At 66.6% G+C, this 14,366-nt stretch carries 10 protein-coding genes; 7 read left to right on the top strand and 3 right to left on the bottom strand.

Annotated elements, in window-relative coordinates; genetic code table 11:
- The first annotated feature begins 380 nt into the window (after positions 1 to 380).
- The 4 genes from hisD (V7Q48_RS16860) to V7Q48_RS16875 are packed head-to-tail and all read left to right on the top strand — an operon-like array spanning position 381 to position 4,576.
- Positions 381 to 1,724 (top strand): histidinol dehydrogenase, encoded by a 1,344-nt coding sequence (gene hisD, locus V7Q48_RS16860; protein WP_333840027.1) that lies wholly within the window; start codon positions 381 to 383, stop codon positions 1,722 to 1,724.
- Complete coding sequence (locus V7Q48_RS16865) at positions 1,717 to 2,490, top strand: SDR family NAD(P)-dependent oxidoreductase (RefSeq protein ID WP_333840030.1); 774 nt, start codon at positions 1,717 to 1,719, stop codon at positions 2,488 to 2,490. Before hisD (V7Q48_RS16860) ends, V7Q48_RS16865 begins: the two co-directional genes overlap by 8 nt.
- Complete coding sequence (locus V7Q48_RS16870; RefSeq protein WP_333840031.1) at positions 2,487 to 3,236, top strand: HpcH/HpaI aldolase family protein; 750 nt, start codon at positions 2,487 to 2,489, stop codon at positions 3,234 to 3,236. Before V7Q48_RS16865 ends, V7Q48_RS16870 begins: the two co-directional genes overlap by 4 nt.
- Positions 3,233 to 4,576: an amidase gene (locus V7Q48_RS16875; RefSeq protein ID WP_333840034.1), complete on the top strand. Its 1,344-nt coding sequence runs from the start codon at positions 3,233 to 3,235 to the stop codon at positions 4,574 to 4,576. Before V7Q48_RS16870 ends, V7Q48_RS16875 begins: the two co-directional genes overlap by 4 nt.
- Before the next feature lie 157 nt (positions 4,577 to 4,733).
- On the opposite strand, the gene V7Q48_RS16880 is transcribed toward V7Q48_RS16875, so the two are convergent.
- Positions 4,734 to 7,040 carry a TonB-dependent receptor gene (locus V7Q48_RS16880; protein ID WP_333840038.1) on the bottom strand — a complete coding sequence of 769 codons (2,307 nt, stop codon included), beginning with the start codon at positions 7,038 to 7,040 and terminating at the stop codon, positions 4,734 to 4,736.
- A gap of 239 nt (positions 7,041 to 7,279) precedes the next feature.
- A complete protein-coding gene (locus V7Q48_RS16885; RefSeq protein ID WP_333840041.1) occupies positions 7,280 to 8,254 on the bottom strand; it encodes a LacI family DNA-binding transcriptional regulator in 975 nt (324 codons plus the stop codon).
- Positions 8,255 to 8,481: 227 nt separating this feature from the next.
- Between V7Q48_RS16885 and hisD (V7Q48_RS16890) the strand changes: the two genes are divergently transcribed.
- Positions 8,482 to 9,774 carry a histidinol dehydrogenase gene (gene hisD / locus V7Q48_RS16890; RefSeq protein WP_333840044.1) on the top strand — a complete coding sequence of 431 codons (1,293 nt, stop codon included), beginning with the start codon at positions 8,482 to 8,484 and terminating at the stop codon, positions 9,772 to 9,774.
- A gap of 98 nt (positions 9,775 to 9,872) precedes the next feature.
- Here the strand turns inward: hisD (V7Q48_RS16890) and V7Q48_RS16895 are convergent, their stop codons facing one another.
- Positions 9,873 to 10,895 carry a cupin domain-containing protein gene (locus V7Q48_RS16895; RefSeq protein WP_333840046.1) on the bottom strand — a complete coding sequence of 341 codons (1,023 nt, stop codon included), beginning with the start codon at positions 10,893 to 10,895 and terminating at the stop codon, positions 9,873 to 9,875.
- 120 nt (positions 10,896 to 11,015) lie between these two features.
- Between V7Q48_RS16895 and V7Q48_RS16900 the strand changes: the two genes are divergently transcribed.
- Both V7Q48_RS16900 and V7Q48_RS16905 read left to right on the top strand, forming a co-directional pair.
- Positions 11,016 to 12,899: an alpha/beta fold hydrolase gene (locus V7Q48_RS16900; RefSeq protein WP_333840048.1), complete on the top strand. Its 1,884-nt coding sequence runs from the start codon at positions 11,016 to 11,018 to the stop codon at positions 12,897 to 12,899.
- Between the two features lie 76 nt (positions 12,900 to 12,975).
- Positions 12,976 to 14,202, top strand: coding sequence for an MFS transporter (locus V7Q48_RS16905; RefSeq protein ID WP_333840050.1), 1,227 nt, complete (start codon positions 12,976 to 12,978; stop codon positions 14,200 to 14,202).
- The last annotated feature ends 164 nt before the right edge of the window (positions 14,203 to 14,366 follow it).

The following is a 14,366-nucleotide window of genomic DNA, read 5'->3' on the forward strand; positions in this document are numbered from 1 at the left end:
TACCGCGCGGAACGGACGCCATCCCTTTTGGAAATGACCCGACCCCGAACGCCGTGCCGTTAGCCTGCACGGCGCTGCTGCCCAATCGACGCCAACTGCGGTTGGCGCCCCCATGCACCGACTCGTCATTGTCTTGTAAACGTCCCCGGCCGGGACGAACGATCGCCCCGACACAGAAAGTTTGCACCGCAACATTACGGCAATCAAGCCCAAGCCGCACATCGCGCCAAAGCGGAAGCAACCTGCGTCTTCCATGCCGCAGTGCAACCTGGAGGTACGCCATGCAAACCGCCCGCATGCTGCCCGCCGGGACAGGTCAACACCCCCTTGCATTCGAATTCAACAAGCCTAGAAGGAGGCCACTGATTGCCTGACGGAGCGTGACATTGCCCCAGTATCTCAAGCGCGGCGCCACTGCCGAATCGAAAGCCGCGGCGAACCGGCAGGTTCGTGACTCGGTCGAGACGATCCTTGCCGACATCGAGGCCCGCGGCGATGCCGCCGTGCGCGAGCTGTCGATCCGTTTCGATGGCTGGGATCGCGAAAGCTATCGCCTGACCGACGCCGAAATCGCCGCCTGCATCGACACACTGAGCCCGCAGGACGTGAAGGACATCGAGTTCGCCCAGACCCAGGTGCGCAACTTTGCCCGGATCCAGCGCGATTCGATGCGCGACGTCGAGGTGGAAACGCTGCCGGGCGTCGTGCTCGGCCACCGCAACATCCCGCTGAACGCGGCGGGTTGCTACGTGCCCGGCGGCAAGTACCCGCTGCTAGCCTCGGCGCACATGTCGGTCATCACCGCCAAGGTCGCCGGCGTGCCGCGCGTCGTCACCTGTGCCCCGCCGTTCCAGGGCAAGCCGGCTCCGGCGATCGTCGCGGCACAGGCGATGGCAGGCGCCGATGAAATCTACTGCCTCGGCGGTATCCAGGCCGTTGCCGCGATGGGCCTTGGCACCCAGTCGATCGCACCGGTCGACATCCTGGTCGGTCCGGGCAACGCCTTCGTCGCCGAAGCCAAGCGCCAGCTGTTCGGCCGCGTCGGCATCGACCTGTTCGCCGGGCCCACCGAAACGCTGGTCATCGCCGATGAAATCGGCTGCGACGCCGAAATCGCCGCGACCGATCTGCTCGGCCAGGCCGAGCATGGCCCCGACAGCCCAGCCGTGCTGCTGACCACCTCGGAAAAGCTGGCGCGCGAGACGATGCGCGAGATCGAGCGCCTGCTCGAAATCCTGCCGACCCGCGATGTCGCGCGCAAGGCGTGGGACGCTTTTGGCGAAGTGATCGTGGCCGAGGACGACGCCGAGATGGTCCGCATCGCCGACGAAATCGCGTCGGAGCACGTGCAGGTCATGACGGCCGACCCGGATTACTTCCTCAACGCGATGACCAATTACGGCGCGCTGTTCCTCGGCCGTCGCACCAACGTCTCGTTCGGCGACAAGGTCATCGGCACCAACCACACGCTGCCGACCAAGAAGGCCGCGCGCTACACCGGCGGCCTGTGGGTGGGCAAGTTCCTCAAGACCTGCACCTACCAGCGCGTCACGAGCGACGAAGCCTCGGCCCTGATCGGCGAATACTGCAGCCGCCTCTGCGCGCTCGAAGGCTTTGCCGGCCATGGCGAGCAGGCCAACGTGCGTGTCCGCCGCTTCGGTGGCCGGGACGTGCCCTATGGCGGCGCCGCCGCGCCTTCGGATCTGACCCGCGTCGATGCCTGACGAAGGGCTGCCCCAGACGCCGAGCTTTGCGCTCCATGGCCGCCGCGCGGTGGTCACGGGCGCAGGGCGCGGCATCGGCCTTGCCGCCGCAGCGGCGCTTGCCCAGGCGGGCGCCGCGGTGACGCTGGTGGCGCGCTCGGGAGGAGAGATCGAGGCCGGCGCTGCCGCAATCCGTGCCCACGGCGGGATCGCGACGGCCGCCTGCCTCGATGTGACCGACATTGCAGCGGTGGCGGCCTTCTTCGACGGCCAGCCAGCGTTCGATGTCCTGGTCAACAATGCCGGCACCAATCGGCCCATGCCGATGACGCAGGTCAGCCCCGCCGACTACGACGCGGTGCTCGACCTCAACGTCAAGAGCGCGTTCTTCGTCGCCCAAAGTGCGGCGCGCGCGCTCATCCGCGATGGCAAGGCGGGTTCGCTGATCCACATGGGCTCGCAGATGGGCCACGTCGGCGGTCCCAACCGCTCGTTGTACTGCGCGTCAAAATGGGCGTTGGAGGGCATGAGCAAGGCCATGGCGCTGGATCTGGCCAGCCATGGCATCCGCTCGAACACGATTGCCCCCACCTTCATCGAAACGCCGATGACCAAGCCCTTCTTCGAAAATGCCGCGTTCAAGGCCAGCGTGCTCGACAAGATCAAGCTCGGCCGTATCGGTCGCGTCGAGGACCTGATGGGCGCGATCGTGTTCCTGGCATCAGACGCCTCGGCGCTGATGACGGGGACGAGCATGGTGGTCGACGGGGGATGGACCGCAGAATGACGTTGAAGGAAAAACTGGCCTCGGGCGCGACGCTGGTCGGCACGTTCGTCAAGACCCCCTCGCCGATCGTGGTCGAGGTGCTGGGCCTGACCGATCTCGACTGCCTGTGCCTCGATGCCGAGCACGCGCCGTTCGACCGCATCGCCATCGACGGCTGTGTCGCCGCGGCCCGCGCGGCGGCGATGCCCGTGTTGGTGCGAATTCCGAGCACGTCGCCCGAACATATCCTCAACGCGCTCGACTGCGGCGCGACCGGGATCGTCGCGCCGCATATCCGCTCCGCCGCCGAGGCCGCGGCGTTTGCCCGCGCATGCCAATATGGCGCCGGCGGACGCGGCTATGCCGGCTCGTCGCGCGCCGCCGGGTACACCACCCGGCCGATGGCGGATCATCTGGCAGCCAGCGCCGCCCAGGTGGTCACCATCGCCCAGATCGAAGACCCCGAAGCGATCGAGGACATCGACGCGATCGCCGCAGTGCCGGGGATCGACGCGCTGTTCGTCGGGCGCGCGGACCTGACCGTGGCCTATGGCGCCGCCAGCCAGGATCATCCCCAGGTCGTGGCGGCGGTCGAGGCTGTCTGCGCGGCCGGCCGCCGGCACAACCGCCGCGTCGGCATGTTCCTGGCCCGGATCGAGGACGTGCCGCACTGGACCGCACGCGGCGCCAGCCTGTTCCTGCTGGCATCGGACCACGGCTTCCTGCTGCAAGGGGCGGCAGACCTGCTGCGGCGCGCGCGGCCTTGATCGCGCCCGAGCCCGAGTCCGCGCCCAGCATCGCAGACCTGGCGGACCAGCTCGCATCGGGCGCGCTCAGCGCACGAGCCTTGCTGGCCGCATGCCGCGATGCCGTGGCCGATCGCGATGGCGCGCTCCATGCGATGATCGCGCTCAACCCGGCCGCGCAGGCTGAAGCCGAGGCGGCCGACCGTGCCGCCGCGCGCGGGGAGCGGCTCGGACCGCTTCACGGCATACCCGTCGTGGTCAAGGACAACATCGACGTGGCGGGGATGCCGACCACGTCGGGCTGCATTGGCCTGGCCCGCGCGATGCCGCTGCGCGATGCCGCAGTCGTCACGCGGCTGCGCGCTGCGGGCGCGGTGCTGGTGGGCAAGACCAACCTCTCCGAACTGTCGTTCGAGATCCGCTCGCGCAGCTCGATCGGCGGCGACGTGCTGCATCCCGCAAATCCCGCTGTCACGCCGGGTGGCTCGAGCGGCGGCACGGCGGTGGCGATCGTATCCGGCTTCGCCCTGGCAGGTCTTGGCACCGACACCGGCGGCTCCATCCGCATTCCCGCCGCCTATACCGGGCTGGTCGGGTTTCGCCCGGCACACGGCGCCCTGCCGATGGCGGGGATCGCGCCGCTGGCCCCATCGACCGATACCGTCGGCCCGATCGCACGCTCCGTCGCCGATCTGCGCGTGATGCTGGACGCGCTGGGCCATCCGGTCGATGCGCGCCCGCACACCGGCCTGCGCGTGGGCATCCTGCGCCAGGCGTTCGGCAGCGATCCAGCCATAGCCGCGGCCCTGGCGCCCATGCTCGCCCAGCTTGCCGCGGGCGGTGTGCGCGTGGTCGATCCCGTCGCATTGCCTGACGATGTCCTGCCGCTGGCCGGCGATCACATCGTCGATGCCGAATTCGCCGAAGCGTTCGACGCCTACCTTGCAAGCAACTTTGCGCCCGGCACGGCGCCTGCCTCGCTCGCGGCACTGGTCGAAAGCGGCGCGCATCTGCCCGAATATGCGGCCCCGCTGCGTGCCCGCCTCGCGCGCAAGGGGCAATCGACCGCCATGATCCTTGCCGATCACGACCGGCTGTCGGCGGCCATGACCGACCTCCTGGCCACGGCGGGCGTCGATGTCCTGCTGTTCCCGACCTCGCAGGTCGTCCCGCGATCGCTGGACAACCCCAAGGGTGGCTGGGCGCCCGAACTTGCCGCGCGCAGCGGCTGGCCCGCGATCAGCGTGCCCTCGGGCGCATGCATCGACGGTTTGCCCGTAGGCATCGAACTGACCGGCCCGGCCGGCAGCGAAGCCTTGTTGCTGGCACTGGCGCATCACATCGAAGCGCTGTCGCGCTGAACCGCTGGCCCGCGCTGGGTCGGTCGATCATCTGCACACATAAAAAAGACCGGGCCGGGACGCGCTGTCCCGGCCCGGCAGATGGTGACGTGTGCAAGGGCAGCGCAGACCCGCGGCCACCCGATCGGGGAGGAGTTGCCCCCTCCCCTGCAGGCCATCAGAACTTCGTGCCGACCCGCACGCCATAGGTGCGCGGCGCACCGTACGACACCTGGATGCGCTGGCGGCGACCGATCACGCCTGACAGCAGCACTGCCTTGTTCGACAGGTTGTCGCCATAGGCCTCGACGAAGGTCTTGCCGTTGCTGTGCGTCCAGCGCAGCGAGGCATCGAACTTGTCGTAGGACTTCTGAAAGTCGAGCACGGTGTTGCGGTCGGTGGTGTAGTAGCTGCTCGAGTGCAGCCACGTGCCCAGCGGCGACAGCGTGCCGGCGTCGCCCAGGTCGATGTCGTACGACACCGCCACGGTCGACTTGAACTTCGGCGACTGCGGGATGCGCCGGCCCGCAAGGTTGAGGAACACCGGATCGGTGCCATCGGACAACCCGAAGAAGTTGTTGCCGCTGACATAGGTGGTGTACTTGGCATCCATCAGCGCCAGCGTCGTGTCGATGTGCAGGCCCGTCACCGGGTTGAGGCGCAGCGCCACTTCGCCACCGTAGCTGCGCGCCTTGCCGGCCGAGCCGAAGTAGGAAACGAGCGGGGTGTAGATGTTGATCTGCAGGTTCGAGAACTTGTTGTAGAACGCCGAAGCCTCGATCTGACCCTTGCCGCCGAGGATAAGCGTCTTGATCCCGGCTTCGTAGGCCGAAACCTTCTGCGGAGCGTAGGACACCGGGATCAGCGGGTTGCCGCCGGTATCGTTAACGCCGCCCGAGGCAAAGCCGGTCGAGGCGGTGGCATAAACCATCGTCTCGCGGTTGGGCGTGAACTGCAGGCCCGCGCGCCAGGTCCAGCTGTCGAAGCTGGGCGAACCGCGCGTCACCACGTAAGGCGTGCGGAAGTCGTAGGTGTTCGGCGGCGCGTCGGCGTAGTCGGAGAAGACGAACGCCTTTTTTTCGTGGCTGTAGCGGATGCCGCCGATGACCTTGAGCGTGTCGGGCACCAGCGCATAAGTCGCCTGGCCGAACAGGGCATAGGCATCGGTGGTGATGTCCGAATCCGCCTTGAAGCCGGTGGTGGTGGCACCCGGCGCGGTGATCTTCTGCTGATAGGTCTCGAAGATCGAATCGTGCAGGTAATAAGCACCGACCAGCCACTCGAGCGGCGTGCGCGAGTTGGAGGCCAGCTGCAGTTCCTGGCTGAACGCGTTGGAGCGCGTGTTCGGCTCCTGCACGCCCGAGCCATAGCCATAGGCTTCGAACACCTTGCTCGACTGGTCGTTGTCGGCACTGCGGTGGGCGGTGAAGTGGGTGTAACCGGTGATCGACTTCACGGTGGCGAAGCCCACGTCGTAGGCGATTTCGCCCGAGACGTAGTTCTGCGCGATGTGTTCGAAAGGCTGGTAGTCCCAGTCGTTGGTCCATGCACCGCCCGTGACCGGCACGCCGACATCGCGGCCCGCCACGTTCGGCCGGCCGTTGGGAACCGAGGGATTGACCGCGAGGCCGGCGCCGTTGATCGACTGATAGCCGGTCGCCGGATTGATGAGCGTGCCCGCGACCTTGTACCCGTAGGAGCCGGCACCCGCATCGTCGCGGTGCCAGCTGCCGGCGCGCAGGGTCACCTGCAGGCGGCTATCGGGCTTCCACTGCAGGACCACGCGCTGGGCGTTCTCGTTGAGGTCGTTGAGCACGACATCGGCGACGGTCGAGCGCACATAGCCGTCATGGCGCTGGAACACGCCCGAGACGCGCATGGCCAGGGTGTCCGACAGCGGCACGTTGACGTAACCGTCGATGCGGGCCGAGTTGTAGTTGCCCTTGTCGAGGTTGATCCCTGCTCCGTTTTCGCTCGTCGGGTCGGAATTCACGATGCTGACGTTGCCGCCGAAGGTGTTACGGCCATAGAGCGTGCCTTGCGGGCCGCGCAGCACTTCCACGCGGGCCACGTCGAACAGCGGAACGCTCTGCTGCTGCGTGCGGCTCTGATAGACGCCGTCGACGTAAAAGCCGATGACCGGGTCGGTCTGCGCCGACACCAGGCTGGTGCGCACGCCGCGAATGGCGGGGAACGAGTCGGAACCCTGCGAGCCCCAGGTGAAGCCCGGCGTTGCGAATTCGACGCGCGAAATGTTGTTGGCGTGCAGCTTGTCGAGTGCGTCGCCGGTCAGCGCGGTGATCGCGATCGGCACGTCGCGCAGCTTTTCACTGCGGCGCTGCGCGGTGACGACGATGTCGCCCGGAATGGTGTCTTCGGCCGTCGCGCTCGCTTGCGGCTGGGTCGTCTGCGCAGCGGCCGGCATGGCGGCGAGCGACAGGACCAGCGCGCTGAACGAGCATGCGGTCTTGAGATCGACGTTCATAAGCTCCCCTCGTCTTTATCGGAAGCCGATAGCTATCGGCGGGAACGCTTTGCGTCCACCAGTTTTTGCATTCGAAGTCATGCAATGAAAAATGCCATTCCCGGTATAGACTGCGGCAGATTTCCCGGAGAAATAAGGGATTTGCCGGATAGGCAGGAAAAGTGACCGCCGCGCGCTTTCGGCTTTGCCTGAAATGCGCGGCAAAAATGTCACTGTTTTGTAAAGCCGAATGCAGCGCCCTAATCGCCGAGTCGCGCGGAAGCACCCTCGATGAGCTGGCCCGAAAAGAGCCGCTGTTCGGCAGGCGATGCGCGGTCCTCGATCCGCTCCATCAGCATGGCGACAGCCGCCGCGGTCATTCGCCCGACCGGCTGGCGAATCGTCGTGATGCGATAGCTTTCCCAGGTCGCCGGCCCCGAACCATCGAACCCGACGATGGACATGGTGTCGGGCACGGCACGGTCGAGCGCGATGCGCGCCTCGTCCATCGCGCCGATCGCCATGAGATCGCTGGCACAAATGACCGCGTCGAGCTTGGGGGCAAGACGCACCAGCTCGCCCAATCCCGCGCGACCACTGGCATAGCTGAAGTCGCCCCGCACCATCGGCACGTCCGCGAAGCCGCGCTCGGCCAGCATCGCCAGTGCCGCACCGCTGCGTTCCTCGCCGACATAGCTGTCCTTGGGGCCCGCGATAATGCCGTAATGCTTGTGGCCATTGGCGATCAGCCGCTCCACCAGCATACGCTCCCCGCCGACGGAATCGCAGCGCACCGAGGCGGCGTTGGGCCCGCTGGCAAGGCGGTTGTACATCACCACCGGGATCTGGTGATCGGCGAACTGTTCGAGCTGCTGTTCGGACAGGCGCGCGGCGGAGATGACGCCGTCCACCGAGTGCCGCCAGATCTGGTCAATCACGTCATCGACTTCGCTTTCCGCGCCGAGGCTGAACAGCAGGACGCGCACATCGCGCGCAGTCAGGCTGGCACTGAGCCCTGCAAGCACTTCGGGATAATAGAGATTGGTGAGGTTGGAGATCAGCACCGCCACCAGATTGGTACGCTTGGAAATCAGCGCCTGCGCCAGGGCGTTGGGGCGATAGCCGATCTCCTCCGCCACCTTGAGGATCAGTTCCCGCTTGGCCGGGGCAATCGAGGCATTGGGCGCAAAGCACCGCGAGACCGCAGATTGTGAGACGCCGGCGATTCGCGCCACGTCGTACGATGTCGGCCTGCGACCGGACTGGGCAATGAACGAGGCGGCAGGCGCGCGGGTGGCAGGTCGTCTCGGCATGGTCCTTCGTGCCTCTTGCTTCAGGCCAACCGCCATAACCGCAAAGGTGCGAGGCCGATAGCACGTTTAGGCCAATGACTTTTGCATTCGGATGCATTATGCACCCCTGCAGATGCCCTGCATCGTCGTAGAAAATCGAGGAGAAGCACATGACCGCGCCGCTCGGGTTCGAATCCCGCACCCTCTATATCAAGCAGCCGGAACGGGATCAGATCGCCGACAGCAATGACGTGGCCGGTCTCGTCGCCAAGGTCCTGGCCGACGTCCGCGCCAACGGCGACGCCGCCGTCGCCCGCTACTCGCGCGAATTCGACAAGGCCGATCTCGACCAGTTCGAAGTGTCGGGGCAGGATCGCGCCGCCGCCGTCGCCGAACTGGAGCCGCAGACGCGCGCCGATACCGAGTTCGCGATCGAGAACGTCCGCCGCTTCGCGAAGGCCCAGCTCGACACCATCCTCCCGCTCGAGGTCGAGCCGCTGCCTGGCCTGCATCTCGGCCACCGCGTCATCCCGATCCAGCGCGTCGGCGCCTATGTCCCCGGCGGCCGCTTCCCGCTGCTGTCCGCGCCGATCATGACGATCGTGCCCGGCAAGGTCGCCGGCTGCGACGAGGTCGTCGCCTGCCTTCCGCCCAACGCCCACCGCGCGATGATCGCCGGCTGCCACCTGTCGGGCGCGGACCGCATCTTCCGCATCGGCGGCGCCCAGGCGATCGCGGCGATGGCCTTCGGCACCGAAACCGTTCCCGGCGTCGACAAGATCATGGGCCCGGGCAACGCCTTCGTGAACGAAGCCAAGCGCCAGGTCTTCGGCCCGGTGGGGATCGACCAGCTCGCCGGCCCTTCGGAGATCTTCATCGTCGCAGATTCGACCGGCAACGCCGAACTGATCGCGACCGACCTTCTCGGGCAGGCCGAACACGACGTGCGCACGCGCGTCGGACTCATCACCACCGACCGAGCGCTGGCCGAAGCGACAGTGCGTGAGGTCGCCCGCCAGCTCGAAACGCTCGCGACCGCCGCGGTCGCCAGCCAGAGCTGGCGCGATTACGGCGAAGTCGTGCTGTGCGAAGACGAAGCGGCGATGATCGCCTATTCCGATCATGTCGCGGCCGAGCACCTGCAGGTCCACACCGCCGACCCGATGGCGTTCTCGCACAAGCTGCGCAACTACGGTTCGCTGTTCATCGGCGAAAACGCCAGCGTGGTCTATTCGGACAAGAACGTCGGCACCAACCACACCCTGCCCACCATGGGCGCCGGCCGCTACACCGGCGGCCTCTGGGTCGGTTCCTACGTCAAGATCGCCACGCACCAGTGGCTGGACGACAGCGCCATCGCCCAGGTCGCGCCGCCGGCCATCCGCCAGAGCGGCAGCGAAGGCCTCGAAGGCCACCAGAAGGCCGCGGCGATCCGCTTTAACCGCATGCATCAGCCGGCTTAACGGTAACGGCGCCGCCCTCCGCCGGGGCGGCGCCGGACACGAAAAAGGGGGCGTGACCGTTGCTGGTCACGCCCCCCTTTTTTGTCAGTCGCTGCGGTTCAGGCCGCGAACACCGGGCGTGCCGGGTTGTCGGTGCCGCGCGTCACGAAGACCACCGCGGGCACCGACGCCGTGTTGCGGTACGACCGGTACAGGCCGACCGGCACGCTCAGCGTATCGCCAGCGCCGAGCAACAGCGATTCGTCGCCCCAGCGCACTTCGAGCGTACCGGACTGCACGAACAGCACCTCGACTTCTCTGCGCGCATGCGAGGGAATGAACGCACCGGTCTGGAGCGTCAGCTGGCGCAGGTTGAAGCCGTGCGGCCACCAACCGGCGATCGGCCCGGCCGCAAACCCGTCGTCCGTGGCGCGCGGACCGATGACCCCGGCCTCCTCAACCCCTTCGCCGGCCAGCGGCGAGTCGGGATTGGCCACGGCCGTGCCGGCGCGCACGATACACTCGAGCAGCTTTTCCAGCGGCGGGGTCACCAGTTCCTCGACATTGTCGGTGTCGATCGGCGCGGCCAGCTCGGTATCGCGCAGGGTGTAATCGCCTGCGCTGGTGTCGATCAGCATGCCGTCCTTGGTCAGCTTGAGACCATAGTCGGATGCGGCCTCGAACACCGCCGGCGCCCAGGTCACCTTGCCCGGATCGTCTTCACCCAGCACGGTGTAGAGGAACCCGAGCCCCTGATCGACCTTCTCGAAACCGCGGAACATGCGCGTCGGCACCGACACGACGTCGCCCGGCGCGATGTCGAGCGTGCCGTCCTCGCGATTGGGGCCGAACAGCAGGCGCCAATGGCCCGAATGCACGACGAACACCTCGGCGGTGTCGTGGCTGTGCTGCGAGTTGACGCAGCCGAACGGCTGGCGCGCAGCCCCGATGTTGAAGCCGTGCTTCTCGGTGATGTGCACGAACTGGTCGGCGCTTTCTGACACGCCGGGGCCGATGATCGTGAAGTTTTCCTTCTCGGTCGAACCCGGCGTACGGGTGTCGAGGAAGGCCGTTCGGCAAGGCACGAGATCGGCGTAGCGAACCAGCCGCTGCGCCATTTGCTCGCGAGTCCAATCTGTCACAACGTGCTCCAACCAGTATTGCATTCGGATGCAGGTCTGGTAGGCCAATGTCAGACGTTATGCAAGGCGGCCCGGTTGTACCCATATGCCGCACCCATACGAGAGGCTGTCGGAAGAGACGTGGGCGACCAAGGATTGCCGCTGTTGTTGCTGCCCGGTACGCTTTGCGATGCCAGCGTGTTTGCGCCCATGCTGCCGCCCGGCACACCTGTCGTGCCCGGTGACCTGACTGGCTACGACAGCATCGGCGCTGCGGCCGAGGCCATGCTCGATGCGGCACCGCCGCGGTTCATCGCAGTGGGATTTTCGCTGGGCGGCATCGTCGCGCTCGAGATGGCGTCGCGCGCGCCAGAGCGGATCGCCGGCATGGTGCTGATCGCGACGACGCCGCGTGATGTACCGGTCGAGGCCCATGCCGCGCGGCGTGCGCAGTCGGCTGCCGGAATCGACGTAGCCACGCTCGTCGGCGAAACTCTCTGGTCGCGCTACGTTCACGCTGATCGGCTGGCCGATACAGCCCTGCGCGATGCCGTGGTCGCCATGGCGCGGGGCTGCCCTGCGGATACCGCGCAGCGGCAGACCGACCTGGCGCTGTCGCGGGTGGATCAGCGACCGCTGCTGCCCGGCTACATGATGCCGGTCCTGGTCCTGTCGGGGGAAGACGACGTCGTCGCCCCGATCGAGACGCAGCAAGACCTCGTCGCCGGCCTGCCCAACGTACAGGCCGTCACCATCGCCAGGGCGGGCCATTTCGTCCTGCTCGAAAAGCCGGAGGAATGCAGGCAAGCCCTGGCATCCTGGCTGTCGGATCTTTCGCAGGGCGCATCCGGCCCTATCAAGCAGACAACACACATCATTGGAGGAATCGTGACCGAAAGCAGCAACAAGGCGGCCAAGGCCGTCGAAGCCGGCAAACCCTCGCAAGGCGCGGACTCCGCCGTGCTGCAGGTCGAACGCCGCGATTTCACCCAGCTGGTTCCCGAAGACCGGCCGCGCGTCCAGTCAATGCGCGGCTTCGATCCCTGCTACACCGACATCGTCGACTACATCATCCGCTGCACGCACCGCATCTGGGACGAGCGCGACGTCGGGCTCATCTACACGCACTACACCCACAACTGCGTCGCCTACACCACGATGGGCACGATGTACGATCGTGAGACGCACATCCGCGACACGATCCAGCGCCTCGTCGAATTCCCCGATCGCCGCGGCATGGCGCAGCAGGTCATCTGGCGCGGCAACGACGTCGATGGCTTCTACACCAGCCACATGACGCACGGCCTCGGCCGTCACTCGCAGTTCGGTTCGTGGGGCAAGCCCACCGGCCGCACGTTCTGCACCCGCACCGTGGCCGAGTGCATGATCCTCGAGAACAAGATCTACAAGGAGTGGATCGTTCGCGATAACATGGGGCCGCTGATCCAGATCGGTCTCGACCCCCACGTCTTCGCCGAAGGCATCGCCCGCAAGAAGGTGGAGACCGGCGAAAGCGTCTTCGATCTCGCCGAGAACCGGCGCCTGCTCGGCCAGTACCCGCCCGAAACCGAGGCCGATGTCTCGATCGCCCACAATGAGGGCGAGGCCGAACTGCTGCGCTGGCTGCACCACATCTACAACAAGCGCATGTTCGGCCTGATCCGCGACATCTACGCACCGACCTGTCAGTGGCACGGCCCACTGATGCGCGAGATCAGCGGTCCTGCCGCCGTGCTGCAGCAGACGATGCGCCTCGTTGCGCTGCTCCCCGATTGCGCCTTCGTGCCGCAGCACATCTGCTCGGTCGAAAGCGAAGAAGGCGGGGTCAAGTATGCCGTGCGCTGGACGATGGACGGGCATCACCTCGGCTATGGCAGCCTCGGCGCCCCCACCGGCCACCCGCTTCATGTCATGGGCGTCACGCACTTCCACGTCCGCGACGGCAAGATCGTCGACGAATGGGCCGTCTACGACGAACTGGCCATGCTGGTTCAGCTCAAGATGGCCGCGCTCCAGGCGGCCTGACCACGCACCACGCACACCCCCTGCGCGCCCGCCCGGCATGCAGGGGCACCTTCCCGGCTCTCGACGGAAACAGCCCATGGCCAGCAGCGCGATCTCTCCCCCCGAAGCAGCGGTCATGCCCCTGCGGCTGCCGCGCCAGGTCGGTATCTTCGCACTGCTGCTGGTCTGCGAATTCTTCTATGGCTGGGCTTGGAACACGGTCGACGTGCTTCGTCCATTCATTCGTGAGGCACTCGGCCTTTCGCTGCTTCAAGCCGGTTCGGCCTACTCGGCGCAGGGTGCCGGCGCGCTGGTCGGCGCCATCGTCATTGGCCAGATGGCCGATCGCTTTGGCAGACGGCGCATGCTGGCCACTCTGGTCATCGGTTACGGGGTCATGCTCCTCGCAGGCGTGGTCGTCGGCAGCTATATCCAACTGCTCGCACAGCGCTTCCTGCTCGGCTTTTTCGCCGGGGCATCGTTCCCGGTGGTCGTCGGGATCTACGTCAACCTGTTCAGCCCCACGCTGCGCGGCCGGCTGGCGGGCATGCTCAATGCCACCTTCAGCCTGTCGATCGTGATGCTCGGCGTGGGGATGAGCATGGTATCGGGCGAACACTGGCGCCTGCTGCTTTGGATCGGCGGCATTCCGCCGCTGGCGCTGTCATTCCTGACCTTCGCGCTCATTCCGGCTGGCTCGACCGTCGACCTCGTGCAGCGAGCGACCACGCGCCTGCCGATCGGCGAATTGTTCGTACCGGACCTGCGCCGGCAGACCCTGATGCTGGCGGCCATGACCGGCCTGAACTTCTTCGGCTACGCCGCCTTCAGCGGCTGGCTGACGACGTATCTCACCGGCGATCGCGGGTTCACCCCCGCGATGGCGGGCGAGCTTGTCGCTTGGCAGTTCACCGGCAACATCGTCGGCGGCTTTCTGTGGGGCTGGACCGCGGACCGCTTCGGCCGCCGCTTCAACGCAATCGGCTTCGGCATCGCCTCGCTGGCCATCGTCGGCTATCTGCTGGCCCCGTCCGACCCGATGCTGCTCAAGGTGCTGGGGCTGGCCTACGGCGGCGCGCTCTGTTCCAGCGTGATCTGGGGGCCGTGGATGGCGGAGCTCTACCCGAGCCATCTCCAGTCCACCGCTGCCTCGATCTTCAACTGGGGCCGCATCATCAGCTTCTTCGCGCCGCTCATCACCGCACAGATCGCCGGCACCTTCGGCATGCGCACCGCCATGTTCACCGCTGCCATCGCTTTCACCAGCGCGGCCGTGCTGTGGCTCATGCAGCGCGAAACGCTGGTCCGCCCAACGAAGGCCTGACGGCGCCCGCGTTGGCTGGTATCTGCCAACAAGCACAGCCGCTCCAGCACGCCATTTCGGCATCCCCCCACGGCTATTCTGCCAGCTCCCCCCTATCACTCACCCCCTTTCGTCATGCCGAACTTGTTTCGGCATCCAGCTCTCGGCCATGTTCTGTGTGGGCG

Source organism: Novosphingobium sp., from assembly GCF_036803765.1.
Lineage (GTDB): Bacteria > Pseudomonadota > Alphaproteobacteria > Sphingomonadales > Sphingomonadaceae > Novosphingobium.